Genomic DNA, 23,435 nt, shown 5'->3' with positions numbered 1-23,435 from the left:
TGACGCGGGCCGGAGAACCGGGAACGCTGTGAGGGTGATCGGTCCCGTGCTGCGCTCGCGGCGTCTGCGCTTCGTGGCGCGCCTCGCCGTGAGCGTGGTGTCGGTGGGGATCCTGGCGCTCTCCGCGGTGGGCTGGACCCAGCTGCGCGCACTGGATCGATCCACGCCCGCGGCGGCCGTCATCGACAGCCCGGAGCCCGCCCCGACCGGTGAGCAGAACATCCTGCTGGTCGGGCTCGACAACCGCACCGACGCGCAGGGCAACCCGCTGCCCGAGAACGTCCTCGCCGCGCTCAACGCCGGCGACGGCGAGTCCGGCGGCGGAACGGCCGACTCGCTGACCGTCGTGCACGTCCCCGCCGGCGGCGGCCGCGCGACCGCGATCTCGGTGCCGCGCGACTCCTACGTCGACCTGGGGCAGGGCCTGGGCCGTCACAAGATCAATTCGGCGTGGTCGCGGGCGGCGGCCCAGGCCACCGACGCCATGACCGGTTCCGGGCCCACGGGCACCACGAGCCTCTTCGCCGCCGAGTCGCCCGGCGCGCCGTCGCCGAACGATCCCGCCGTCGTGCGCGCCGCCGGCGCCGCGGGGGCCCGGGCCACGATCGGCGCGGTCCAGCAGCTCACCGGGCTGCCGATCTCGCACTTCGCCGCGGTCAACCTCGCCGGCTTCGCCGACCTGAGCACCGCGATCGGCGGGGTGCCGGTGTGCCTGCGCGGGCCGGTGCAGGACTCGTACTCCGGCCTCGCGCTCCCCGCGGGCCCGCAGCAGGTCAGCGGCGCCCAGGCGCTCGCCTTCGTGCGACAGCGCCACGGCCTGCCCAACGGCGACCTCGACCGGATCGCGCGCCAGCAGGTGTTCCTCGCCGGCGCGACCGAGACGCTGCTCTCGGCGAACACGCTCACCGACCCGTTCGCGGTCGGCCGCATCACCCAGGCCGTGTCGCGGTCGGTGACGCTCGACGCCGGCTGGGACGTCCTCGGCTTCGCGCGCCAGATGCAGGGCCTCTCGGCCGGCGCGGTCACCTTCCGCACGATCCCCACCGGCTCCACCGAGCTCAGCACCCCGTACGACGGGACGGCCGTCGAGGTCGAGCCCGACGACGTGCGCTCCTTCGTCGCCACGGCCATCGCGGCCGACGCCGGCAACCCCGCCGCCCAGGCCGCGCTGGCCCCCGCGCCGCCCGTCGGGGCCACCGACGCCTCGGTGAGCGCGGGCCTCGACCGCCTCTCGACCGACGAGGACGACGCGAGCTCCTCGGACGACGAGGACGGCTACGGCGAGGACGGCTACTCGGAGCGTGGCGACCGCTCCTCGCGGGACGGCTCGACGCGCAACGCGTCCTCGTCCCGTGACGACGAACGGACGGGCGCGCCGGCCGCACCGCCGGTGTCGCCGAACCCGCCGATCACGGCCGCGGCGCCCGGCTGCGTCAACTGACGCCGACCCCGGCGACGCGCCGACCCCGGCGACCCCGCCGATCCCGGCCGACCCGCCGACCCGCCGACCGTCGTACCGCAGTGGCCCGGACGCCATCGCCCCGAACGAACGAACGGCGCTTTCGCTGCCTCGGTAGCAGCGAAAGCGCCGTTCGTTCGTTCCCGCAGGGCGCACCCGGCCGAGCGCGTACCCCCGAGCGGGGTCAGCTCGAGCGCTCCGACCCCAGGGTCACCGGGACCGGGCGGGGCTGGCCGCCGTTGGAGGTGACGGTCAGGGTCACCTGCGCGCCGGGCTGCTGCGAGCGGATCGCGGCGACGAGGCTGTCGGCGTCGGGGATGACGCGGTCGTTGACGCGGGTGACGACGTCGCCCTGGACCAGGCCGGCGGCCGCGGCGGGCCCGCCGGGCGTGATCTGGCCGAGCACCGCGCCGTCGGGGCCCTCGGAGACGCCGACGCCGAGCACGGCGCGGGTGGCGTAGCCCTGGGTGACCAGCTCGTTGCCGATGCGGGCGGCCTGGTCGATCGGGATCGCGAAGCCCAGGCCGATCGAGCCGGACTGGGACTGCTGGCCGCCCTGGGACTGGCCGCCGAGGGACGCGATCGCCGAGGTGATGCCGACGACGCGGCCCTGCATGTCGACGAGCGCGCCGCCGGAGTTGCCGGGGTTGATCGCGGCGTCGGTCTGGATGGCGTCGAGGACCGTCGCCTGGCCGCTCTGGGCGCCGCCGCTCGCGACGGGGCGCTGGAGGGCGCTGACGATGCCGGTGGTCACCGTGCCGGAGAGGCCGAGCGGCGACCCGACGGCGACGACGTCCTGGCCGACCTGCAGCTGCGACGAGTCGCCGAGCGTCGCCGGCTGGAGCCCGGAGACGCCCTGGGCGCGGACGACGGCGAGGTCGGCGCTCGGGTCGGTGCCGACGACCTGGACGGGCGCGCGGTTGCCGTTCTGGAAGACGGCGGTCAGCCCCTGGGCCTGTGCCGGCGCGCCGCCCTCGGGCGACTGCTCGAGCCCGCCGAGCGGCGACTGCTGCTGCGGGGCCTGGCCGGCCTCGAGCACGTGGGCGTTGGTGAGGATGAGGCCGTCGGCGGAGATGACCACGCCGGAGCCCTCGCCGGACTGGCCCTCGAGCTGGACGACGCTCGGGAGCACCGTGTTGGCGACCTGCTCGACCGACCCGGCCGGCGCGGCCGCGGCGGGTGCGCCGCCCGAGCCGCTCGGCGCCGACGAGAGCACCGAGGTGCCGCCGCCGCCCGACGAGGCGGCCTCGTAGCCGACCGCGCCGCCGACACCGCCGGCGACGAGCACCGCGGCGAGCGCCCCGGCGACCAGGGCGACCGGACGTCGCCGGCGCGGCGGGCCGGGCGGCGGGGCGTCGTGCCCGAGTCCCGTGGGCGGGGGACCGGGCGGCGCGCCCGGACCGTCGTGGTGGGCCCAGGGGTCGTTGGAGCCGCCGGGGTAACCGCCGGAGTAGCCGCCGGCCGGGAGACCCGAGCCGTACGGCGCGGTGGGGTAGCCGCCGGGACGCTCCCCGGTGGCACCGGGCAGCGTGCCGGTGCCACCCGCGGAGCGCGCCGTCGGGTCCGCGGCGTGGGAGGGGGAGGTGGGGCTGTTGTCGGTCACGGATTCAGGGTCGGCCTGCCCCCTGTGCCGAGGCTGGTGTGATTCTGCGCGGTTGCTGAGAGTCGACCCTCAACTCTGCCCGGAAACGGGCAAACGCGTCAGAGTGAGCATCGCGTCGACGAGCTCGTCCCACGTGTCGCGCGGCGGCAGCTGGTGGCCCATCGCGGGGAGCTCGAGCAGTCGGGCACCCGGGATCGCGGCGGCGAGCGCGCGCCCGTGCGCGGGCGGGAAGAGCGGGTCGGCGCCGCCGTGGACGACGAGCGCCGGTAGGCCGGCCAGGGCGCCGAGGTCGGTCGGTCCCACCGGCCCGGAGTCCATGACGAAGTGGTTGCCGGCGGCCGCGACCTCCCGGCTGCGCTCGACCACCCGCGTGGCGATCGTGCGCACGCGCGCCTCGTCGAACGCGTCCGGCCCGGCGAAGGGTCGCTCGCCCTCGACGAGCGCCTCGACGGGGTCGACCGGTGCGGGCGGGCCCTCGCCGGCGAACAGCGCCTCCATCGCCGGGGTCGGGCCCGGCAGGTCGTCGCCGGGGGCGAGCGGGCTGGTCGCGAGGAGGGTGAGGGCGGCGACCCGGTCGCGGTGCCCGAGCGCCAGCCGCTGCGCGACGCCGCCGCCCATCGAGAGCCCGGCGACGTGGGCGCGCTCGACGCCGAGGTGGTCGAGCACGGCGACCGCGTCGGTGACGAGGTCCTGGCCCGTGTAGCCCGGCGAGCCCGCGGGCCACGTCGTCGAGGCGCCGGTGTCGCGCTGGTCGTACCGGATCACCCGCAGCCCACGGTCGACGAGGCGCGCGCACAGGTCGTCGTCCCACCAGTCCATCGACCACCCGCCGCCGGCGATCAGCAGCAGCGCCGGGTCATCGGGGTCGCCGAGCGCCTCCACGCAGAGCTGTACGTCATCGTCCACGTCGATCAGCACGGCGACCCCCTTCTGGTTGCGTTTCGCTATCGGTAGGGAACCGGACGAATCAGGTGGTTGTCAAGTGCAACCGGTCGCCCCGCACGGCCCGCGCACAGGTTCTCTCCAGCCCCGGGACAGCCCGGCGGACGAGCGTGCTCGATCATGGCGTCCCCGCTCCTCGCCGCGCTCCGCTCCCCGCTGCGCCCGTCCGCCCCCGCCGCCCCGGTCACGACCGCCCGCGCGCGGGCCCGCGCCGACCACGACCCGGGGTGGGCGCGCTGGGGCCTGCTCGCGCTGCTCGCCGGGACCGCGGTGCTCTACCTCTGGGGTCTCGGGGCGTCGGGCTGGGCCAACGCGTACTACTCGGCGGCCGCCCAGGCGGGGGCGACGAGCTGGCGGGCGTGGTTCTTCGGGGCGTCGGACGCCCCGGGCCTGATCATGATCGACAAGCCGCCGGTCTCGGTATGGGTCATGGGCCTCTCGGCGCGGCTGTTCGGCGTGAACGCGTGGGCGATCCTCGTCCCGCAGGCGCTCATGGGCGTCGCGTCGGTCGGCCTGCTCCACGCGACCGTGCGGCGGTGGGCCGGACCCGCGGCCGGGCTGCTGGCCGGTCTCGTGCTGGCGCTGACGCCGGTGGCGACGCTGATGTTCCGGTTCAACAACCCGGACGCGCTGCTCGTGCTGCTGCTGGTCGCGGCGGCCTGGGCGCTCGCCCGGGCCGTCGACGCCGCGACCCCGCGCGGGGCGTGGCGGTGGCTCGCGCTCACCGCGGCGCTCGTCGGGACCGGTTTCCTGACCAAGTCGCTGCAGGCCTTCCTGGTACTGCCGGCGTTCACCGCGGTCTGGCTGCTCGCCGGCCCGGGACGGGCGCGCGGGCGGCTGCTGGCGCTGCTGCCGACGGCGGCGGTGCTCGCGCTCGCGTCCGGGTGGTGGGTGGCGGTCGTCGAGCTGTGGCCCGCGTCGTCACGGCCCTTCGTCGGCGGCTCGCAGACGAACTCCGCGCTCGAGCTGGTCCTCGGCTACAACGGCCTCGGTCGCCTCACGGGCACCGAGGTCGGCAGTGTCGGCGGCGGAGGCGGCGGGGGAGGAGGCGGCGGGGGACGGTCGAGCGGCTCGGTGCTGCAGCTGGTGACCGGCGAGATGGCGACCCAGGTCAGCTGGCTGCTCCCGGCCGCCCTGCTGCTGCTCGTCGTGCTGCTCGTGCTCACCGCGCGGGCGCCGCGCACCGACCGCACCCGCGCCGCCGCGATCCTCTGGGGCGGCACGCTGCTCGTCACGGCCGCGGTGTTCACGCTCTCGCGCGGGATCATCCACAGCTACTACGCCGTCGCGCTCGCCCCGCCGATCGCCGCGCTCGTCGGCATCGGCGCGGTCGTCCTGGCCCGCCGCCGCGCCCCCGTGCTCTTGGCGGTGACCGTCGCCGTCACGGCCGCGTGGTCGTGGGTGCTGCTGCGGGAGACGCCGACGTTCGTGCCGTGGCTGCGGGCCGTCGTGCTCGTCGGCGGCGTGGTCGTCGCGGCCGGGCTGCTCGTGCGTCCGTCGCGACGGCTCCTCGTCGGGGTGCTGCTCGCCGGCGCGGTGCTGGTGGGTGTCGCCGGGCCGGCCGCGTCGTCGGTGGTCACGGCGGCCACGGCCCACGAGGGCGCGCTGCCGACGGCCGGCCCGGAGAGCGGGCGCGGGCCGGGAGGCGGTCCGGGGGGTGGTCCGGGTCGCGGCGCGGGCGGCCCGGGCTCCCCGGACGGCGGCGCGCGCCCGCCCGGCGGTGTACGGGACGGGGGTGGTCGCGGTGGCGGGATGATGACGTTGCTGCAGGCCAGCCGCCCGTCGGCCGAGCTCGCGGCCCTGCTGCGCGACGGCGCGGCAGGACACACGTGGACGGCGGCGGCGGTCGGGTCGAACGCGGCCGCGGGCTACCAGCTCGCGTCGGGTGCGCCGGTGATGGCGCTCGGCGGGTTCAACGGCACCGACCCGTCGCCGACGCTCGCGCAGTTCCAGGCCTACGTCGCCGCCGGCGCCGTGCACTTCTTCGTCGGCGACCAGAGCTCGGCGTCGATCTCGACGACCGAGAGCGGCGGCAGCGACGACGCCGCGCGGATCGCCGCCTGGGTGGCGGCGACCTACACGCCCACGACCGTCGGGGGCACGACCGTCTACGACCTCACGACGCCGGCGGCGGTGTGACGTGGAGGCCCACAGCGCAGCCACAGGTTCGGCACACGACCCGTCCACGGACGGCTCCGACGCTGCGATCATGACCGCAGCGACCCCGCTCCGCGCCCCCTTCGCCGCTCCCGTCGAGGCGACCGGAGGCGCCGTGCTCGACGTCGTCGTCCCCGTCCACAACGAGGAGCGCGACCTCGGCCCGTGCGTCCGGCGGCTGCACCGCCACCTCACCGAGAACTTCCCCTACGCCTTCCGGATCACGGTCGCGGACAACGCCAGCACCGACACCACGCTGGCCGTCGCCGACGCGCTGGCCGACGAGTTCGCCGAGGTCGCCGTCGTGCACCTCGACGAGAAGGGCCGCGGGCGCGCCCTGCGCACGGTGTGGTCGGCGTCGGACGCGCCGGTGCTCGCCTACATGGACGTCGACCTCTCGACCGACCTCAACGCCCTGTTCCCGCTGGTCGCCCCGCTGATCTCCGGGCACTCCGACCTCGCGATCGGCTCCCGGCTCGCGCCGACCTCGCGGGTGGTGCGCGGCGTGAAGCGGGAGGTGATCTCGCGCTGCTACAACGTGCTGCTGCGCGGGACGCTGCGGGCGCGGTTCTCCGACGCGCAGTGCGGGTTCAAGGCGATCCGCGCCGACGTCGCCCGCCGGCTGCTGCCGCTGGTCGAGGACACCGGGTGGTTCTTCGACACCGAGCTCCTGGTGCTCGCCGAGCGCTCGGGCCTGCGGATCCACGAGGTCCCCGTCGACTGGGTCGACGACCCGGACTCGCGCGTCGACGTCGTCTCCACCGCGATCGCCGACCTCAAGGGCGTCGCCCGCGTCGGGCACGCGCTCGCGACCGGCGCGCTGCCGGTGGCCCGGCTGCGCGAGGAGTTCGGCCGCGAGCCCCTGGCCGCGGAGCCGTCGCCGGACGAGATGGCCGGCGTGACCCCGGGCCTGACCGGCCAGATGGTGCGCTTCGCCGCGATCGGCGTGATCTCGACGCTCGCGTTCCTGCTGCTCTACACGCTCTTCCGGGGCGTGCTCGGGCCGCAGCCGTCGAACCTGCTGGCGCTCGTGATCACGGCCGTCGCGAACACCGCGGCCAACCGCCGCCTGACCTTCGGCATCCGCGGGCGCCGCCACGCCGGCCGCAGCCAGGTCGAGGGCCTCGTGGTGTTCGGTCTCGGACTGGTGCTGACGTCCGGCTCGCTGGCCCTGCTCGGCGTCCTCGCCCCGGCGGCCTCGCACGCCGTCGAGCTCGCCGTGCTGATCGTCGCCAACCTCGTCGCGACCCTCCTGCGCTTCGTCGCCTACCGCGCCTGGGTCTTCCACCCGCGCCGCCAGCGCGCGTGACCGGGGCCAGCAGGCGGCACGCAGCGAAGCGGAGCTGCCGCGCCGGAGGCGCCAGCACCGTGGCCACGCTCACGTCCAACGTCAGGATTTCCCCCACGATCATGAACCCGGAGATCCGATGAGCACCGCGACCGCCCCCGACGTCGCCGCGTCCCCGGCCCCGCCGCCCGCCGCGACCGGGGACCCGCGCTGGGTGCGCCCGGCGCTGCTCGCCCTGCTCGGCGCCACCGCCGTCACGTACCTGTGGAACCTCGGCGCCTCGGGCTGGGCGAACTCCTTCTACGCGGCCGCCGTGCAGGCCGGGACGCAGTCGCCGAAGGCGTGGTTGTTCGGCGCGCTCGACGCGCCGGGCCTGATCACCGTCGACAAGCCGCCGGCCTCGCTGTGGGTCATGGCGCTGTCCGGGCGGATCTTCGGGTTCTCGAGCTGGTCGATGCTCGTCCCGCAGGCGCTCATGGGCGTCGCGTCGGTCGGCCTGCTCTACCTCGTGGTGCGGCGCTGGTCGGGCCCGCGCACGGCCCTCGCGGCCGGCGCGCTGCTCGCGGCGACGCCCGTCGCCGTGCTGATGTTCCGGTTCAACAACCCGGACGCGATGCTCGTGCTGACGATGGTCGCCGCGACGTACACGACGACCCGCGCGATCGACGCCGCCGGCCGGCGCGCCGGCACGTGGTGGCTGGTCGCGACCGGCGCGCTCGTCGGCCTGGGCTTCCTCACCAAGCAGCTGCAGGTGCTGCTCGTCGTGCCGGCGCTGGCGCTCGCCGTGCTCGTCGGCGCGCCGTCGCGGCTGCGCCGCCGGATCGGCGACCTCCTCGCCGGCGGCGCCGCGATGATCGTCTCGGCGGGCTGGTACGTCGCGCTCGTCGAGCTCTGGCCGGCCTCGTCGCGGCCCTACATCGGCGGGTCCACGACCAACTCGCTGCTCGAGCTCGCGCTCGGCTACAACGGGCTGGGCCGCATCCTGGGCGACGAGGGCGGCGGCCGCGGCGGACCCGGCGGCGGTGGCACGCCCGGGGGAATGCCCGCCGGCGGCCCTCCCGGCGGCATGGCCGGCCCGGGCGGTATGGGCGGCGGCCCCGGCGGCGGTGGCTTCGGCGGCTCGCCGGGCGTGCAGCGCCTGTTCACGTCCGAGTTCTCGGGCCAGGCGTCGTGGCTGCTCCCGGCCGCGCTGGTCCTGCTCGTGGCCGCGCTCTGGCTCCTGCGCCGCGCTCCGCGCACCGACCGCACCCGCGCGCTGCTGATCCTCGGCGGCACCTGGACGCTCGTGCACGCGGTGGTCTTCAGCGCGATGAGCGGGATCATCCACCCCTACTACGCCGTCGCGCTGGCGCCGGGGATCGCGCTGACCACGGCGGTCGGCGCCTCGGTCCTGTGGCGGCGCCGCGACGCGCTCGGCGCGCGGATCGTGCTCGCCGTGGTCGTCGCGGGCACGGCCGCCTGGAGCGCGGTGATCCTCACGCAGCACGACTGGCTGCCCTGGGCGCGCTGGGTGCTGCTGGTCGCCGGGATCGTCGGGACGGTCGCGGTGCTCGCCCCGGCGGTCCGGTGGGGCCGGGCCGCGACGGTGGCCGGCGTCGTCGCCGCGCTGGTCGCGGTGCTCGGCGGCTCGACAGCGTTCGCCGCTCAGACCGCGGCGACCCCGCACCAGGGCTCGATCGTCGGCGCCGGCCCCGGCGGAGGCATGGGCGGCCCCGGGGGGATGCCCGGCGACCGACGCGACGGCGGCGACCGGGCACGGGCCGGCGGGATGGGTGGTCCGGAAGGAGAGACCCCGTCGCCGCAGGTCGTGGCCCTGCTCCAGAGCGCCGGGACGCGATGGGCGGCGGCCACGACGGGCGCGCAGAGCGCCGCGTCGCTCCAGCTCGCGAGCGGCGTGCCGGTGATGGCGATGGGCGGCTTCATGGGCAGCGATCCGGCGCCGACCCTCGCCGAGTTCCAGGCCGCGATCGCGTCGGGCCAGGTGCGCTACTACGTCGAGGGCGGTGGCCCCGGCGGGGGGACGACCCGTGACGATCTCCCCCGGAACGGCGGTCCCGGCGCACGGGGGACGAGCGGTGAGATCCGTACCTGGATCGAGGGGAACTTCACGCCGATCGACGTCGGAGGGCGCACCGTGTACGACCTGAGCGCCTCTCGTCCCTGAGCGCTGCTGCACGACCGGCTCCGCCGGTGCGCGCGAGGGCCGCGCGGACCCTCCCCCCGGGTTCGCGCGGCCTTCGCCTACGTCGCCTAGTCGGCCTTCCCCTCGCGGTAGGCGCTGGTCAGGTGGCCGTAGACGACGATGTTGTCCTCGTAGCTGATCGCGCGGTGGTCGAACGCGCCGCCGCAGGTGATCAGCCGGATCTGGCTGTCCGGGGTGGGCGCGTAGACGGCCTGCGTGGGGAAGGCGTCCTTCGCGACCTGGTCGACGCGATCGACGGTGAACACCGCGGTGGTGTCGTCGTCGCGGTGCACCTCGACGGTCTGACCGGGCGCCATCAGCCCGATACGGGCGAACGCTCCGTGGTCGCCGCGGAGGTTGACGTGCGCCGCGAGGACCGCGGGGCCGACCGCGCCGGGGCTGGCGCTCTCCTCGTACCAGCCGACCGTGGACGCGCGGCGCGGGACGTCGAGGGAGTTGTCGGCACGCAGGCCGAGGTCGGTCGTGTCGTCGGTCGACAGCCCGATCGCGGGGATGTCGATGGCGGCGATGTCGGCCGGCGCCATCGGCATCGGCACCGACTCCCGCTGGCCGGGCGCCAGGGTCGGGGGCGGCGGGGTCTGGTCACCGCTGCCGCTGAACACCGCGACGAGCACACCGATCGCCAGCAGGGCGAGGACGAAGGCGGTGAGACGTCCGGTCACCCGATCGAGGATGCCCCTCCGGGTCGGTCGAGTTCACGTCGCCGCGCGGGTGGCGGTGAGGTTCGTTCGGACGATCAGAGCGGGCGGTAGGCCTCGGTGAGGTGACCGAAGACGACGATGTTGTCCTCGTAGCTGCGCGTGCGCTCGTCGAACACCCCGCCGCAGGTGATCAGCCGGATCTCGCTGTCCGCGGTGGGCGCGTAGACGGCCTCGGTGGGGAACGCGTCCTTCGCGACCCGCTCGACGCGGTCGACGCTGAACACCGCGGTCGTGTCATCGTCCCGGTGGACCTCGACGGTCGCGCCCGGCGCCAGCTCCCCGAGCCGCGCGAAGGCGCCCGCCTCGCCGCGGAAGTTGACGTGCGCGGCGAGCACCGCGGGGCCGACCGTGCCGGGGCTGGCGCCGTTCGCGTACCAGCCGACCGTGGACGCGCTCCGCGGGACGTCGAGCGAGTTGTCGTCCCGCAGGCCGAGGCTCGTCGTGTCCTCGGAGGCGAGCCCGATCGACGGGGCGTCGATGCCGGTCATCTGCGCCGCGGCGAGCGGGATGGTGACGGCCGCCCGTTCCGCGGGCGGCAGCGAGACGGCGCGCGGGCCCTCGTCACCGCTGTCCCCGGTGAACAGCGCGACGAGCACGCCGACGGCCAGGACGGCGAGGATCAGGGCCGTCAGCTTGCCGGTCGCCCGCTCGAGGACGCCCTTCTCGCCCGACTCGACGGGCGGTGCCTCCTGAGCCGCCACGTCAGGCGTTCTCCCGGCGGGCGGCCACGAGCTGCCCGCCCCGCACGACCCCGGCGCCCGCGCCGATCCCCAGGAAGCCCAGGGCGATCAGCTGGCCGATCGTCGGGCCGCTGTCGGACCCGTCGCCGGCCGCGATGCCGCCGACCGGGTAGCCGCGGTAGTCCCGCGGCCCACCGACGCCCCACTCGCAGGCCCGGCCGTCGTTGTCGCCGTCGAGGTTGTTCGGGTCCGACGGGTCGGCGATGAGCACGGCCTGCGCGTCGGCCGGGTCGGCGAAGTCGTAGCAGTTCAGCAGGTGCGCGGGGCGTGCCGGCGCCACGTAGGTGTAGTACGTGCTCCCCGGGCCGTAGACGACCGGCGGGACCCACGGGTGGTAGTGCTCGTGGTGGTCGTAGGAGTGCGACGGCGGCGCCGAGGAGCTCGACGTCGGGGTGCTCGTCGACGTTCCGGTCGGGAGCGGCACCTCGGGGATCTCGGGCAGGTCGTCCGTGCCCGGGATGATCCCGGTGACGGTGTCGACGAGTCCGCCGATGAGGTCGCCGAGGCTGCCCCCGCCACCGGAGTCACCGTCGTCCGCCACGGCGACCCCGGCCGTGCCGATCATCCCCGCCGCCACCAGCCCGATCAGCGCGCCTGCGACGCGTCGACGTCCGTGCACCATGTCCCGACCCGATCCGTGCTCGCCCGATGTGTCGGGGTCGTCGCCCGGCGGCGCCCCCGATCGTCCTAACGCCGCGGACTACCGATGGGTACGCGCTGGTCAAGACCGCGTGAGCGATGTCGATGGCTCGGCGACGGACCGTGATCGCCGCGTCCCGATCGTGCACGGGAGTGCCGGGACGGGCGTGCTGTCGTGGAGAGAGTGGGCGAGACCCCACGACGGCTGGGGTGGAGATCCCGCGGCGTTCGCATCTGCAGTGGTCACGGCCGGGTCACGGCCTGGGAGCCCTGCGTTCCCGGAGCGAGGACCGCGACGCGTCAACCATTCGAGTGGTCTCTCCGCCATCGGGCATGAGATCCGCAAGGGCTGGTAACAGCGGTGACTCTCCGTGCGAAGCGTCAAGCGAACGGCCGAACGTACTCGGCCAACAGCGCTCGAAGGGGAGTAGCGATGAGGGGTCGACGGAGCAGCCGCAGCGCCGCGGTCGTGCTGGCCGGCTGTGTGGGACTTGCGGTGATCGCCCCGGGGCTCGCCCTCGCGGCGCCCGTCGCCGGCATCGACGACAAGGACACCTGCGAGGCGCAGGATTACACCTGGATCGCGGGCGTCTGCGACGACGGCGAGTCCTCGGGCTCGACCGCGATCACCGACGGCTCCGGCTCCGGGAGCGCGGGCGGCGCCTCCGACGCCGCGTCGGACACCACCACGACGACGGCCCCCACGACGACGACTCCGTCGACGTCGGGCGGCTCGACCTCCGTCGTCCCCGAGACCGGCAGCGTCGACAACGGCAGCGCCGACACCGGCTCGACCACCGGCGGCGCGAACGACAGCAACGTCGCCGACCGTGCCCCGGCCGTCGCCCCGAGCCCGGTCGTCCCGAACGCCGGCCAGGAGAACGCGGACCAGGAGAACTCGGACCAGGAGAACTCGGACCAGGAGAACGCGGACCAGGAGTCGACCGACGCCACCACGGCGCCGACCACGCCGTCCGCCGCGATCGTCGAGAACGGCGTCAAGCCGATCCAGGACGTCATCAGCGACCTGCTCCCGGACGCCGGCGCCAACCCGATCAAGCTCCCGGGCCTGCCGACGAACATCCCGAAGCCCGATGCGGACGGGAACTTCGACAACGTCAACGACGCCTGCCTGAACGCGATCTCGCAGCTGCAGTTCCCCACCGGCACGTCCGGTCTCGACAAGCTCAGCACCCAGCTGCAGGGCTTCTGCCGCGGTCTGGACACGACCGACGTGCACGTCTGCCTCGACCACCTGCGTGACGTCGTCAAGCACCTCTGCCCGACCGTGATCGAGCACAACACCACGATCAACTTCAACACCACGTACGTCTCGAACGAGTGGTGGGGCGCCTACTGGACCCACCGCTACGACGTCGATTGCGACGAGCTGACCTACGACGAGGCCAACGCCATCCTCGACTGGGACCGCTCGGACCCGTTCCGTCTCGACCGTGACGACGACGGCGAGGCCTGCGAGTGGAACAGCGACAACGACGAGGTCGACTACGCCAGCTACCCCGAGGGCGGTGTCTCGACCGGCGACGGCAGCACCTCCTCCGGCGCCTCGCCCGTCGAGATCGCCCTCGCGGCGAGCGCGGTCGGCGGCCTCGGCGCCACCGGCCTGGTCCTCGTCCGTCGCTACGCGCGGCAGGGCTGATCACCATGGCTGCCACGACGGAGAAGAAGCCCGGTGCCCGCGGCACCACCCGCGTCACGATCGGCATCGTCATCGTCATCGCGCTGCTCGCGGTGGCGGCCTACCTCTCGGGTGACCTCGTCCAGCGCACCGGCCCGGCCAGCGTCGAGCTGCCGGCCCAGCGCACGGAGGTCACGCTGCCCCTCGACGCCGCCGGCACCGCGAACCTGCGGATCCCGTCGATCGGCGTCGACACCCGGCAGCTCTCCGAGCTGGGGCAGACCGAGGACCGTCGCCTGGAGGTTCCCGGGGACGCCACGACCGTCGGCCACTACCGCGGCGGGGCGGCCCCCGGCGAGGCCGGTCCGGCGATCTACGCCTCGCACGTCAACTACCACGGCGTCGACGGCGGGTTCGCCCGTCTCGCCGACGTCGCGGCCGGCGACCAGGTGCTCATCGAGCGCACCGACGGCGTCACGGTCGTCTACGCGGTGGACCGCGTCGACGAGGTGTCGAAGAACGCCTTCCCGACCGTGCAGGTCTACGGCCCGACCACGGGCCCGGAGCTGCGGCTGATCACCTGCGGCGGCGAGTTCGACAGCGACGTCCGCAGCTACGAGGACAACATCGTGGTCTTCGGCCACGCCGTGGAGGCCTACCGCGCCTAGCCTTCCCGGCACTCGACGACGGCCGGGCCCCGCACCTCGCGGGGCCCGGCCGTCGGCGTTCTCAGCCTCCCCACAGGCCGCCGTCAGCCCGGCCACACCGCCCGCCCGGAACGTGGAGCGCATGATCCCGCTCGCCGCCGCACCCACGGTGCCCCTGCTCGACGCGCCGCCCCGGCGCACCGGGTCGACACCACGGGTCGCCGCGGTGCTCGCGGTGCTCCTCGGGGCCGCCACCGTGATCGGCGCCTACGTCCTCGCCGTCCTCGACCCGACCGGGCGGGCCCTCGACGACGCCGTCCTCGAGGCGGCCACCGGCGTCGGGCTGCGCAGCGAAGGGCTCGGCGTCCTCGAGCTCGTCGGGGTGCCGACGGTCGCGCTCGCCGTGGTCGCGCTGGCCGGCGTGGCCCTCGCCCGCGGGCGGGGTGACCGCGCGGTGGGGGTCGTGGCGCTGGTGCTCGGCGCGCAGCTGGTGACCCAGGCGCTCAAGGCCGGCCTCGTCCGGCCCGACTCGCTCGAGGGCAACTCGCTGCCCAGCGGGCACGTCACGCTCGTGGCGTCGCTCGGCCTGGCGCTGGTGCTCGTCGTGCCCCGGGCGCTCCGCCCGCTCGCCGCCCTGGCCGCCGTGGCGGTCACCGGGGTCGCGGGCGTGGCCACGATGGTCGCCGGCTGGCACCGGCCCAGCGACGTCCTCGCCGCGGTCGGCGTCGTGGTCGCGACGGGCGGCGTCGTCACCCTCGCGGGGGCGATGCTCCCGGGGCGACGGCGTCCACGATCTGCATGACCGACTCCCAGCGCGTCCCGACCCGCACGAAGCCGTGCCGCACGAGGGCGTCGGCGAGCTCGCCGCGACCGAACAGCCGCGCCTGACCGCCCCGCGCCAGCGCCTCGGTGAGCACCCGGAACGGCCCGCGCCCGTGCGCGGGGACGGCGGCGGCGAGCCGCCCGCCCGGACGCAGGACCCGCCGGACCTCGGCGAGCGCGGTGTCGAGATCGGGGACCAGCTGCAGGAGCAGCGAGCAGCACACCGCGTCGACGGAGGCGTCGCGCAGCGGCAGCGCCATCGCGTCGGCGCGCACGAACACCGTGTTCGGCGTCGTGATCGCCCGCGCGGCCCGGGTGAGCATCGCGGGGGAGAGGTCCGCACCGATCACCAGGCCGTCCGGCCCGACGGCGTCGGCGAGGTGGCGGGTCAGGGTCCCGGGCCCGCACGCGAGGTCGAGGACGGTCTCGCCGCCGACGAGGTCGAGGCGCGGCACGACGCCGTAGAAGTCGCGGAACAGCCGGCCGAGCGCGGCGTCGGGGACCCGGTCGCGGACGCGGTCGCCCGCCCCGACCAGCCGGTCGTAGAACCCGGCGCCGCCCCCGGACTCCCACAGGTCCTGGATGCGCCCGCGCGACCCGGGCCGGCCCTCGACGAGGTCGACGAAGGGCGCCCCCGGGTCGTCGGGCAGCGGGACGTCGAGCAGCGGGGCGAGGCGCGCGGCCGCCGTCACGCGCCGTCCCCGGACGCCTCGGCCACCGCCGACCGCAGCGCCCCGAACTCGGCGATGATCGCGTCGGCCAGGTCGTCGAGGTCCGGCATCAGCTCGGCGCAGGCCAGCAGGCCGAAGTCCAGCTGGTCGACGTAGCTCTGCACGGTGACGTTGAGCCCGACGCCGTCGGCCACGGCCGAGACGGGCACGTAGTGCCGCATCGGGGCGGGCCCGACGTAGAGCGGCTCGCTCGGGCCCGGGACGTTGGAGACGATGAGGTTGAACGGCGCCGGCCCCACCGTCGACCACCGCGTCACCGCGCGGCTGATCGCCGTGGTCATCAGCGGTGCGCCGAGCCCCGCGGCCTCCGGGGTGAGCTCCCCGGGCAGCGCCTTGAACACCTGTTTGGCCAGGTCCAGCGCCTCGTGCGCCGCGCGCACCCGCTCCAGCGGGCCGTCGACGTCGGTCGGCAGCGCCGCGATCGTCCCGGAGACGCGGTTGGTCCACCGCTCCTCCTCGTCGCCGCTGCGCAGCGACACCGGGACCATCGCCGTGAGCGGGGAGTCGGGCAGCTCGCCACGGTCGAGCAGCCAGCGCCGCAGCCCGCCGCCGCACAGGGCGACGACGACGTCGTTGATCGTCGCGCCGACCTCCTTGCCCACCGACTTGACGTCCGCCAGCGGCAGCGAGCGGTGGGCGAAGCGCCGGTACCGGCTGATCGGGTGGTTGAACGGCGTCGGCGGCGACGTCAGCGGGGGCAGTCGCGGCAGCCGGTCGTCCTCCTCGCGGCTGCGCCCGGCGTTGAGCAGCGAGCCCAACGGCCCGCGCAGCGTGCCCCGCACGGTGTCGGCGAGGTCGATCACCGCCGGGTTGCGGGTGGCGCGGGCGAGCTTCTGGCCGGCGCGCGCCGCGAGGAGCAGGCCGCGACCGGGTCGCCGGACGCCGTTGACCGCGGCGCGGGCGAGCACCTCCGTGGTCGACGGCGGGCTCTCGCCGCGCCACCGCCCGGCCTCGGCGGGGCGCCCGGCGTCCGGGGTGTCCTCGAGCATCAGCTCGAGCAGCTCCGCGCCCGCGGCCCCGTCGACGGCGCTGTGGTGGATCATCGTGAGGATCGCGAAACGGTCGTCGTCGAGGCCCTCGATGACGTGCGAGACCCACAGCGGGTGGTCGCGGTCCATCGGCGCCGCGACGAGCCGGCCGATCAGTTCGTCGAGCTCGGCGTCCCCGCCGGGTGGCGGCACCGCGCTGTGGCGGACGTGGAAGTCGAGGTCGAAGTCGGGGTCGGCGATCCAGTACGGGTGGTCCAGACCGAACGGCACCGGCACCAGGCGCCGCCGTAGCGGCTCGAGCTGGTGGATGCGGTCGGCGAGCTGGCGGCGCCAGGCCGGGTAGGGCTCGAAGTCGGCGCTCGGCCGTTCGAGGATCAGCAGCTGGCTGACGTGGGTGAACTGGTGGTCGTCCTCGGCGTCCAGGAACACCGAGTCCAGGCCCGACAGCTGCTTCACGGTGGGTGACCTCCTCGTCGGACCGCGCTGGCGGCATCAGTCTGTGGGCGGACGGCCGTCGCGGCCAACCGACCGGGCCGCGCCCGGACGCATCGACGTTCACCTCATCGATGGACTCAAGCCCGGACGGCCAGTGTCCGTAACCTCCTGCCGTCACGTCCGTTGAGCGTTCCGGAGGAGCACTCACTCGATCGGTGGTGTGCTCCGGGGTCGGACTCACGGACCGGACGGACGGAGAGCCAGGCATGGGCAGGCACCAGATGGGCGCGTCGTCCTCGGCGCGCGCACGGGTCGCTCTCGGTGCGCTCCCGCTGGTCGCGACGGTCGGCGCCATCGGCATCGGCTCCGTCGTGATGAGCCCCGTCAGCTCCGAGGCCCCGCTGGAGCCGCCGGTCGGCGCCGGCGGCCTCGCCCCCGCGCCGTCCGTGCCGATCGGCCCGGGCGTCGCGCCCGCGCCGGTCCAGGTGCTCGACCTCGCCGCCACCGACGGCTCCGTCTCCTCGCTCCCGGTCACCCCCGGCAGCACGATCGGCAGCGTCCGGCCCGCCGCCGGGGGTGGCGACGCCACGCCGGCCCGCCGCGGGGACACCCGCGTGGTCGCCGCCGACGACGCGCCCGCGCGGGGAACGGCTGCCAGCGCCGCGTCCACGCCCGCCCGGGGTGGCGGCGGTGGTGGTGGCGGGAACGCCGACACCGGTGGCGGCGGCGGGGGCACCGGAGGCGGTGGCGGCTCGACCGGCTCCGGGAACGCGGGCGACGCCGGCGGGTCCGGGGGCTCGGGGGGTGCGGAGAGCTCCGGTGGCTCGGGCGGTTCCGGGGGCGGGTCGAACGGTGGTCTGCTCGGCGGCGTGGGCGGTGCCGTGGGCGGCGTCGTCGGCGGCCTGAAGACCACCGTCTCCGGCACGACGTCCCTGCTCTCGTTCGGGGAGCCGTCGGAGTCCGTGCTGTCGTTCGACTGACGCTGCCGTCACATCGACCAAGAATATAGTTAGGTGATACAACGGTCTGGTGACCGCACCGACCGACGCGCGCCTGGCCACCGCGGCCGCGCTGGACGCCTTCGCCGCCTGGGCGATCCGCTCCACCGCCGACCGTGAGCTCAGCCTGACCACGGCGGCGACGCTCGCCACGCTCGACCGCGACGGACCGCAGCGGCTCTCCGACCTCGCGGTGCGCGAGGGCGTGACGCAGCCGAGCATGACCGCGCTGGTCACGCGTCTCGAGCGCGACGGCCTCGCCACCCGGGGCAGCGACCCCACCGACCGGCGTGCCGTGATCGTCACGCCGACCGACGCGGGGCGCGAGGTCCTGCACGCCCGGCGGGCCCGGCGCGCGTCACGGCTCGCCGCGCTGCTCGACCAGCTCGGCGACGAGGACCGTGCCGCCGTCGAGGCCGCGGCCGGTGCCCTGTCACGCCTGACCCAGAACCGTGTCGACCCCTCTCGAGGAGAGTCGTGAGTACCGCACCCGCGGGGACGTCCCCGTTCCGCCAGCCGAAGGCCGTCTGGGCGGTGGCCTTCGCCTGCGTCATCAGTTTCATGGGCATCGGCCTCGTCGACCCGATCCTGCCCGCGCTCGCGACGCAGCTGCAGGCGTCGCCCGCGCAGGTCTCCCTGCTGTTCACCAGCTACCTGCTGATCACCGCGGTGATGATGCTCGTGACCGGCTGGGTCTCCAGCCGCATCGGCGCCAAGGCCACGCTGGTCACCGGCCTGACGATCATCGTGGTGTTCGCGGCCCTCGCCGGCGCGTCCGGGTCGATCGGCGAGATCGTCGGCTTCCGGGCCGGCTGGGGTCTCGGGAACGCCCTGTTCATCGCGACCTCGCTCGCGGTGATCGTCGCGTCGGCCAGCGGCGGGTTCGCGGGCGCGATCATCCTCTACGAGACCGCGCTCGGCGTCGGCATCGCGCTCGGCCCGCTCGTCGGCGGGCTGCTCGGGTCGGTGAGCTGGCGCGCCCCGTTCTTCGGCGTCGCCGTGCTGATGGCGATCGCGCTCGTCGCGACGCTGGTGCTGCTCGACAAGACACCGAAGCCCGCGAAGAAGATCAGCCTGCTCGACCCGATCAAGGCGCTGCGCCACCGCAGCCTCGCGACGATCGCGCTGACCGCCTTCGCCTACAACTGGGGCTTCTTCACGCTGCTCGCGTACTCGCCGTACTCCATGGGCGGGCTCGACGAGCTCCAGCTCGGCGCGGTCTTCACCGCGTGGGGCGTGCTCGTCGCGATCTTCGCGGTGTTCGTGGCGCCCGCGCTCGAGCGGCGCTTCGGCACGGTCCGGGTCCTGTACTTCGTGCTGGGGCTGCTCGCCGTCGACCTCGCGGTCATCGCCTTTTGGAACGACACCCCGGGCGTCGTCATCGGCGCGGTGATCGTCGCCGGCGCGATGATCGGGCTGAACAACACCCTGGTCACGCAGGCCGTCATGTCGGTGGCGCCGGTGGAGCGCCCCGTCGCGTCGGCGTCCTACAGCTTCGTGCGCTTCCTCGGCGGCGGGCTCGCCCCGTGGATCGCCGGCATCCTCGCCGAGGCGTTCCTGCCGGACACGCCGTTCTGGGTGGGTGCGGTCGTCGTCGCCGTCGGCATCCTGGTCCTCGCCACCGCCCACCGGCTGCTGCGCCGTGTGGAGACCGGCGAGGTGGAGGTCGCGGCGGAGCCGGCGTCGTCGGAGCCCGGTCCGCGTCCTGTGCTCGTGGCGGTCGACGGTGCGCCGCACGCCCCGGCGGTCGCGGCGGCCGGCGGTCGGCTCGCGAAGCTCCTGGACGCCCCGCTGGTCGTGGTGCACGTGCCCGAGAGCGCGGTGGTCGACGCGGCGGCCGCGTCCGACGCCGACGGCGGGCTCGGTCTCGACCGGTCCGTGGCGGCGGCGAGCGAGGCGGCCGGCGCGGACGTGACCACCGAGACCCTCGTGCCGATCGACAGCCACGACGGCGTCGGCGGCGAGCTCGTCGCGGTCGCCCGGCGTCTCGACGCCCGTGCGGTCGTCGTGGGCCGTCCGCGGGGCGGCGCGCTCGCCGCGCTGACCTCGCCGAGCGCCGACCGCGCGCTCTGGACCGACGGCCCGTGCCCGATCATCGTCGTGCCGGACGGGGCGGAGCCCGACCGGGACGCGCGACCGACGCAGCGCCCCGCCGCGGGGACACCGTCGGTGCGGGGGCAGGTGCGCGACGGCGAGGGCCGGCCGCGGCGGGCCGTCGTCACCCTCATCGACCCCGACGGCCACCAGCTCGGCCGCGCCGAGGCCGGTGCGGACGGCACCTACCGGCTCGACGTGGGGCCGGCGCGCCCGGGGACGGGGTTGCTGCTCGCGCGGGGTCGCGACGACGCCGGCGGGCACGCGGAGCCGACCGTCGTCCCGGTGGCCCTCGACGGCGAGGTCGTGCACGACGTCGTGCTGACCACGGGGACGCCGGTGCCCGCCGGACACTGAGGGGCACCGACCCCGCACACAGCAACGGGCCCGGTCCACCGCTTGGTGGACCGGGCCCGTCGTCGTCGTGGCGACCTCAGATCTGGATCGGCACGTTCGAGAGGTCGGGGAGCTCGCCGAGGATCTCGCCCAGGTTCGGCAGCGCGGGCAGCTCCGGCGCGTCCGGCACGGGCAGCTCGACGCCGTTGAGGGCGTTGCCCTGGCCGTTGCCCTGGCCGACGGTGCTGCAGCGCTCGACGCCGTAGTCGCCGTGCTCGGACGAGAGGTTGCAGTCGTCGTCGCCGTGCGACTGCGACTCGTGGGCGGAGGCGAGGGGGGCGGCGGACACGAGGACGGCGGAGACGCCGACCGTGACCAGGCCCAGCTTCTTCAGCACGAGGAACTCCAGAGGATGTCGGGGGATGTCTGGCGTGGTGCCGCCGGGAGTACGAGGAGCGCGGCACGACGCCTCGGATGGCCCAACGAGCTGGTGATGTCTTTGTGACCGGGTGCGGGTGGATCGGCCCCGATCGGGCGACCTACCTGCGGAAACACAACGGCCCGGCCACCGATCGGATGGCCGGGCCGTCATGGGTGGAGCGATGCTCAGAGAGCGAGGTCCTGCCCGGCGAGCGCACCGTCGGCGTCCTGGCCGGCAGCGGCGGCGTCGGCGCCGGGGGCGTCGGCGTCGGCGTCGTCGGCCGCCGGGGCGGCGGCCTCCTCCTCGTCGTCAGCACCCAGGATGCTGACCGAGAGGTTGTTGCCGCTCAGGTTGTCGTTGAGGATGTCGCTGCAGACGACGTTGCCGATGTTGCTGGCGACGGGGGCCTGCGCCAGGGCGCCGGCGAGGGCGTCGCCGCCGACCTTGCCGTTGGCCTGGGCGTTGCCGCCGTTGATGTTGCAGTCGTCGCCGCCGTGCTTCTTCTTGCCGTGGTGGTCACCGTGGTGGTCACCGTGGCTGTGGCCGTGACCGTCGTGCGGGGCCTCGCCGGCCGACGCGAGCGGCGCCGCCGCGAGCAGACCTGCCGTGATGCCCACGGTGACCATGCCGACCTTCTTGAACACGCGCTTCTCCCAGAGGGTGAGTCGGTACTGCTGTGTCAGTGCGAGGCGGTCCCGTCAGGACGGGTGACCGCCGACGGCGGGCCACCTCGGTGGCCCGCCGCGGTCAGGACTGCTCAGGTGGGCAGGCCCGGGAGCTCGATCGGCACCTCGGGAAGGAGGCCACCCGCGACGTCGACGTCGATGGTGTTGCCGCTGATGTTGTCGTTCAGGACCTGGCTGCAGACCAGGTTGAGCGCGTTCGCGCCCACCGGGGCCTGGGCCAGGGCGTCGGCCAGGGCGTCGCCCTCGACCTCGCCGTTGGCCTGCGCGTTGCCGCCGTTGATGTTGCAGGAGCCGGAGCTCTTGTGGTCGCCGTCGTGGCCGTGCCCGTGGCCGCCCTCGGTGGCGGAGGCGAACGGCGCGGCAACCATGAGGCCGGCAGCAACGCCGACGGTCACGACACCCAGCTTCTTGATCACGTGGACTCCTTGAAGAACTTGTCGGGGGAGCGGGACCACCGGATGGGTCCGCCCGCTGCGGCGGGCAGGGACTGCGGACGGTGTGTCCCCGAGCGGCCACCGGCCCCGGGCTTGATCGGCCCTGGGGGTGACGTCGCAGGTCTCAACGAGGCGGTCACGGGGCGGTTACGCAGAGAATCGAAACCCCGGGATTCGGTGACTCTCGGTGGTTACGGAGACAAGAGCGAGCCGCGCGGCCGTGCCCCGAAAGGGGTGCGCGCCGGCCTCGGACGGCCCAGCAGGTCATCCCGGTGTCGAGCAGGGATCCGGTCTCGACCCTCGATCGGGGGGCGCGAAGTGGCGACGGTCATGCACGCACGGGGTGACCGTCTGCCGCTGCACGCACTGGGCCGACCGTGCGCGACGATGACCCGGTTACCCGTCGGAGAGGAGGGCCACGTGGGCCAGGCGCTGCGGGAGCTCGTCGACGACGTGCTCGACCTCGAGCGCATCGAGCGCGACATCTTCCGAGGTCGGAGCCCTCGCGAGTCGCTGCTGCGGGTCTTCGGGGGCCAGGTGGCCGGGCAGGCGATGGTGGCCGCGGGCCGCACCGTCGACGAGGACCGCGACGTGCACTCGCTCCACGGGTACTTCCTGCGGCCCGGCGACCCGTTCGCCCCGATCGTGTACGAGGTCGACCGCACCCGCGACGGGCGCTCCTTCACCACGCGCCGGGTCACGGCCGTCCAGCACGGCGAAACGATCTTCACGATGTCGGCGTCGTTCCAGCGGCACGAGGAGGGCGTGGAGCACCAGGCGCCGATGCCCGAGACGCCGGGCCCGGACGGGTTCCCCCGCCGCGACATGCCCCCGGTCCCGCGCGACGAGCCGGCCTTCACCACCACCGGGCGCGCGCTGACCTGGCCGCTCGACGTGCGCTACGTCGACCACTCGCCCTGGGACGAGACGGCCGACCGCGACCCGTCCAACCGCGTCTGGGTGCGCGCCGACGGCGAGCTGCCCGACCCCGAGTCGGCGGCCGGGCGGCTGCTGCACGTCTGCGTCCTCACCTACGCCAGCGACCTGACCCTGCTCGAGGCGGCGGTGTTCCCCCACGTCCTCGGGGGCGCGGCGTCCGGCGAGGTGAGCCTGGCGAGCCTCGACCACGCCGTCTGGTTCCACCGCCCCTTCCGTGCCGACGAGTGGCTGCTCTACGTCCAGGAGTCGCCGAGCGCGGGCGGCGGGCGGGGTCTCGCGAGCGGGCGCTTCTACACGCGCGAAGGCGTGCTCGTGGCCTCCGTCGTCCAGGAAGGGCTCATCCGGCGCCGTCAGGGGTGACCGGGAGCCCGTGCTCCAGGTACGGCCCCGCCGCCCGCGCCCGTAGTCCCAGGGTGTTCCAGCCTGGCGGCCACGCTGTCGTTGAACGTCAGGAAAGCCGCCACGATCTTCGCCGCCGCGAGCTGGCGGAAAAACTGACATTGAGCGTCAGCGTGGCCGCCACGCTGACGCA

21 protein-coding genes are annotated in these 23,435 nt (G+C 75.0%); 11 read left to right on the top strand and 10 right to left on the bottom strand.

Annotated features, from left to right (window positions below; all coding sequences use genetic code 11):
- Positions 1–34 precede the first annotated feature (34 nt).
- Positions 35–1,441 carry an LCP family protein gene (locus EV188_RS10160; RefSeq protein ID WP_243741588.1) on the top strand — a complete coding sequence of 469 codons (1,407 nt, stop codon included), beginning with the start codon at positions 35–37 and terminating at the stop codon, positions 1,439–1,441.
- Between the two features lie 202 nt (positions 1,442–1,643).
- Here the strand turns inward: EV188_RS10160 and EV188_RS10155 are convergent, their stop codons facing one another.
- Positions 1,644–3,062 carry a S1C family serine protease gene (locus EV188_RS10155; RefSeq protein ID WP_243741587.1) on the bottom strand — a complete coding sequence of 473 codons (1,419 nt, stop codon included), beginning with the start codon at positions 3,060–3,062 and terminating at the stop codon, positions 1,644–1,646.
- Between the two features lie 69 nt (positions 3,063–3,131).
- Positions 3,132–3,980 carry an alpha/beta fold hydrolase gene (locus EV188_RS10150; RefSeq protein WP_243741586.1) on the bottom strand — a complete coding sequence of 283 codons (849 nt, stop codon included), beginning with the start codon at positions 3,978–3,980 and terminating at the stop codon, positions 3,132–3,134.
- A gap of 144 nt (positions 3,981–4,124) precedes the next feature.
- Here EV188_RS10150 and EV188_RS10145 point away from each other — a divergent pair, with 144 nt between their 5' ends.
- The 3 genes from EV188_RS10145 to EV188_RS10135 all read left to right on the top strand — a co-directional run bounded on the left by EV188_RS10145 (position 4,125) and on the right by EV188_RS10135 (position 9,613).
- Positions 4,125–6,143, top strand: coding sequence for an ArnT family glycosyltransferase (locus tag EV188_RS10145; protein WP_133826082.1), 2,019 nt, complete (start codon positions 4,125–4,127; stop codon positions 6,141–6,143).
- A 70-nt stretch (positions 6,144–6,213) separates the two neighbouring features.
- Entirely contained in the window at positions 6,214–7,470 is a 1,257-nt protein-coding gene (locus EV188_RS10140) for a bifunctional glycosyltransferase family 2/GtrA family protein (protein WP_133826081.1), read from the top strand.
- Positions 7,471–7,588: 118 nt separating this feature from the next.
- Positions 7,589–9,613: an ArnT family glycosyltransferase gene (locus EV188_RS10135; RefSeq protein WP_133826080.1), complete on the top strand. Its 2,025-nt coding sequence runs from the start codon at positions 7,589–7,591 to the stop codon at positions 9,611–9,613.
- Positions 9,614–9,699: 86 nt separating this feature from the next.
- Here EV188_RS10135 and EV188_RS10130 read toward each other — a convergent pair whose 3' ends face one another.
- The 3 genes from EV188_RS10130 to EV188_RS10120 form a co-directional block, all read right to left on the bottom strand.
- Positions 9,700–10,314: a class F sortase gene (locus tag EV188_RS10130; RefSeq protein ID WP_133826079.1), complete on the bottom strand. Its 615-nt coding sequence runs from the start codon at positions 10,312–10,314 to the stop codon at positions 9,700–9,702.
- 74 nt (positions 10,315–10,388) lie between these two features.
- Positions 10,389–11,054 carry a class F sortase gene (locus tag EV188_RS10125; protein ID WP_133826078.1) on the bottom strand — a complete coding sequence of 222 codons (666 nt, stop codon included), beginning with the start codon at positions 11,052–11,054 and terminating at the stop codon, positions 10,389–10,391.
- A gap of 1 nt (position 11,055) precedes the next feature.
- Positions 11,056–11,715, bottom strand: coding sequence for a hypothetical protein (locus tag EV188_RS10120; RefSeq protein WP_133826077.1), 660 nt, complete (start codon positions 11,713–11,715; stop codon positions 11,056–11,058).
- Positions 11,716–12,165: 450 nt separating this feature from the next.
- Between EV188_RS10120 and EV188_RS31495 the strand changes: the two genes are divergently transcribed.
- The 3 genes from EV188_RS31495 (at position 12,166) to EV188_RS10105 (ending at position 14,820) form a co-directional block, all read left to right on the top strand.
- Positions 12,166–13,392 (top strand): excalibur calcium-binding domain-containing protein, encoded by a 1,227-nt coding sequence (locus tag EV188_RS31495; RefSeq protein WP_166659806.1) that lies wholly within the window; start codon positions 12,166–12,168, stop codon positions 13,390–13,392.
- Positions 13,393–13,397: 5 nt separating this feature from the next.
- Complete coding sequence (locus EV188_RS10110; protein ID WP_133826076.1) at positions 13,398–14,039, top strand: sortase domain-containing protein; 642 nt, start codon at positions 13,398–13,400, stop codon at positions 14,037–14,039.
- A gap of 121 nt (positions 14,040–14,160) precedes the next feature.
- On the top strand, positions 14,161–14,820 hold the full coding sequence (locus tag EV188_RS10105) for a phosphatase PAP2 family protein (RefSeq protein ID WP_133826075.1): 660 nt from the start codon (positions 14,161–14,163) through the stop codon (positions 14,818–14,820).
- Here the strand turns inward: EV188_RS10105 and EV188_RS10100 are convergent.
- Together EV188_RS10100 and EV188_RS10095 are read right to left on the bottom strand one after the other, a co-directional pair.
- Complete coding sequence (locus tag EV188_RS10100; RefSeq protein ID WP_166659805.1) at positions 14,768–15,532, bottom strand: class I SAM-dependent methyltransferase; 765 nt, start codon at positions 15,530–15,532, stop codon at positions 14,768–14,770. The genes EV188_RS10105 and EV188_RS10100 overlap by 53 nt on opposite strands.
- Complete coding sequence (locus EV188_RS10095) at positions 15,529–17,016, bottom strand: WS/DGAT/MGAT family O-acyltransferase (protein ID WP_133826073.1); 1,488 nt, start codon at positions 17,014–17,016, stop codon at positions 15,529–15,531. The genes EV188_RS10100 and EV188_RS10095 overlap by 4 nt, the downstream gene beginning before the upstream one ends.
- A 245-nt stretch (positions 17,017–17,261) precedes the next feature.
- Between EV188_RS10095 and EV188_RS10090 the strand changes: the two genes are divergently transcribed.
- Genes EV188_RS10090 through EV188_RS10080 form a run of 3 tightly spaced genes read left to right on the top strand, consistent with a single transcriptional unit; the run spans position 17,262 to position 20,444 of the window.
- Entirely contained in the window at positions 17,262–17,975 is a 714-nt protein-coding gene (locus EV188_RS10090) for a hypothetical protein (RefSeq protein WP_133826072.1), read from the top strand.
- A gap of 49 nt (positions 17,976–18,024) precedes the next feature.
- Positions 18,025–18,474, top strand: coding sequence for a MarR family winged helix-turn-helix transcriptional regulator (locus EV188_RS10085; protein WP_243741585.1), 450 nt, complete (start codon positions 18,025–18,027; stop codon positions 18,472–18,474).
- Positions 18,471–20,444 carry an MFS transporter gene (locus EV188_RS10080; RefSeq protein WP_208114094.1) on the top strand — a complete coding sequence of 658 codons (1,974 nt, stop codon included), beginning with the start codon at positions 18,471–18,473 and terminating at the stop codon, positions 20,442–20,444. Before EV188_RS10085 ends, EV188_RS10080 begins: the two co-directional genes overlap by 4 nt.
- A 76-nt stretch (positions 20,445–20,520) precedes the next feature.
- Here EV188_RS10080 and EV188_RS10075 read toward each other — a convergent pair whose 3' ends face one another.
- The 3 genes from EV188_RS10075 to EV188_RS10065 all read right to left on the bottom strand — a co-directional run bounded on the left by EV188_RS10075 (position 20,521) and on the right by EV188_RS10065 (position 21,946).
- Entirely contained in the window at positions 20,521–20,820 is a 300-nt protein-coding gene (locus EV188_RS10075) for a hypothetical protein (protein WP_133826071.1), read from the bottom strand.
- A 209-nt stretch (positions 20,821–21,029) separates the two neighbouring features.
- Complete coding sequence (locus EV188_RS10070) at positions 21,030–21,488, bottom strand: hypothetical protein (RefSeq protein WP_208114093.1); 459 nt, start codon at positions 21,486–21,488, stop codon at positions 21,030–21,032.
- A gap of 113 nt (positions 21,489–21,601) precedes the next feature.
- Positions 21,602–21,946 carry a hypothetical protein gene (locus EV188_RS10065; protein ID WP_133826070.1) on the bottom strand — a complete coding sequence of 115 codons (345 nt, stop codon included), beginning with the start codon at positions 21,944–21,946 and terminating at the stop codon, positions 21,602–21,604.
- 405 nt (positions 21,947–22,351) lie between these two features.
- Here EV188_RS10065 and EV188_RS10060 point away from each other — a divergent pair, with 405 nt between their 5' ends.
- On the top strand, positions 22,352–23,263 hold the full coding sequence (locus EV188_RS10060) for an acyl-CoA thioesterase (protein WP_133826069.1): 912 nt from the start codon (positions 22,352–22,354) through the stop codon (positions 23,261–23,263).
- The last annotated feature ends 172 nt before the right edge of the window (positions 23,264–23,435 follow it).

The sequence above is a fragment of the Actinomycetospora succinea genome (assembly GCF_004363095.1).
Classification (GTDB): domain Bacteria; phylum Actinomycetota; class Actinomycetes; order Mycobacteriales; family Pseudonocardiaceae; genus Actinomycetospora; species Actinomycetospora succinea.
The sequence above is the reverse complement of the archived record's forward strand: the minus strand, read 5'-3'. Positions and strand labels throughout refer to the sequence as shown.

Bases quoted from the DNA above. Each gene is read 5' to 3' on its own strand.
- EV188_RS10110 (WP_133826076.1), top strand. From the start codon at position 13,398: ATGGCTGCCACGACGGAGAAGAAGCCCGGTGCCCGCGGCACCACCCGC.
- EV188_RS10105 (WP_133826075.1), top strand. From the start codon at position 14,161: ATGATCCCGCTCGCCGCCGCACCCACGGTGCCCCTGCTCGACGCGCCG.
- EV188_RS10145 (WP_133826082.1), top strand. From the start codon at position 4,125: ATGGCGTCCCCGCTCCTCGCCGCGCTCCGCTCCCCGCTGCGCCCGTCC.
- EV188_RS10060 (WP_133826069.1), top strand. From the start codon at position 22,352: ATGACCCGGTTACCCGTCGGAGAGGAGGGCCACGTGGGCCAGGCGCTG.
- EV188_RS10090 (WP_133826072.1), top strand. From the start codon at position 17,262: ATGGGCAGGCACCAGATGGGCGCGTCGTCCTCGGCGCGCGCACGGGTC.
- EV188_RS10140 (WP_133826081.1), top strand. From the start codon at position 6,214: ATGACCGCAGCGACCCCGCTCCGCGCCCCCTTCGCCGCTCCCGTCGAG.
- EV188_RS10135 (WP_133826080.1), top strand. From the start codon at position 7,589: ATGAGCACCGCGACCGCCCCCGACGTCGCCGCGTCCCCGGCCCCGCCG.
- EV188_RS10120 (WP_133826077.1), bottom strand. From the start codon at position 11,715: ATGGTGCACGGACGTCGACGCGTCGCAGGCGCGCTGATCGGGCTGGTG.
- EV188_RS31495 (WP_166659806.1), top strand. From the start codon at position 12,166: ATGAGGGGTCGACGGAGCAGCCGCAGCGCCGCGGTCGTGCTGGCCGGC.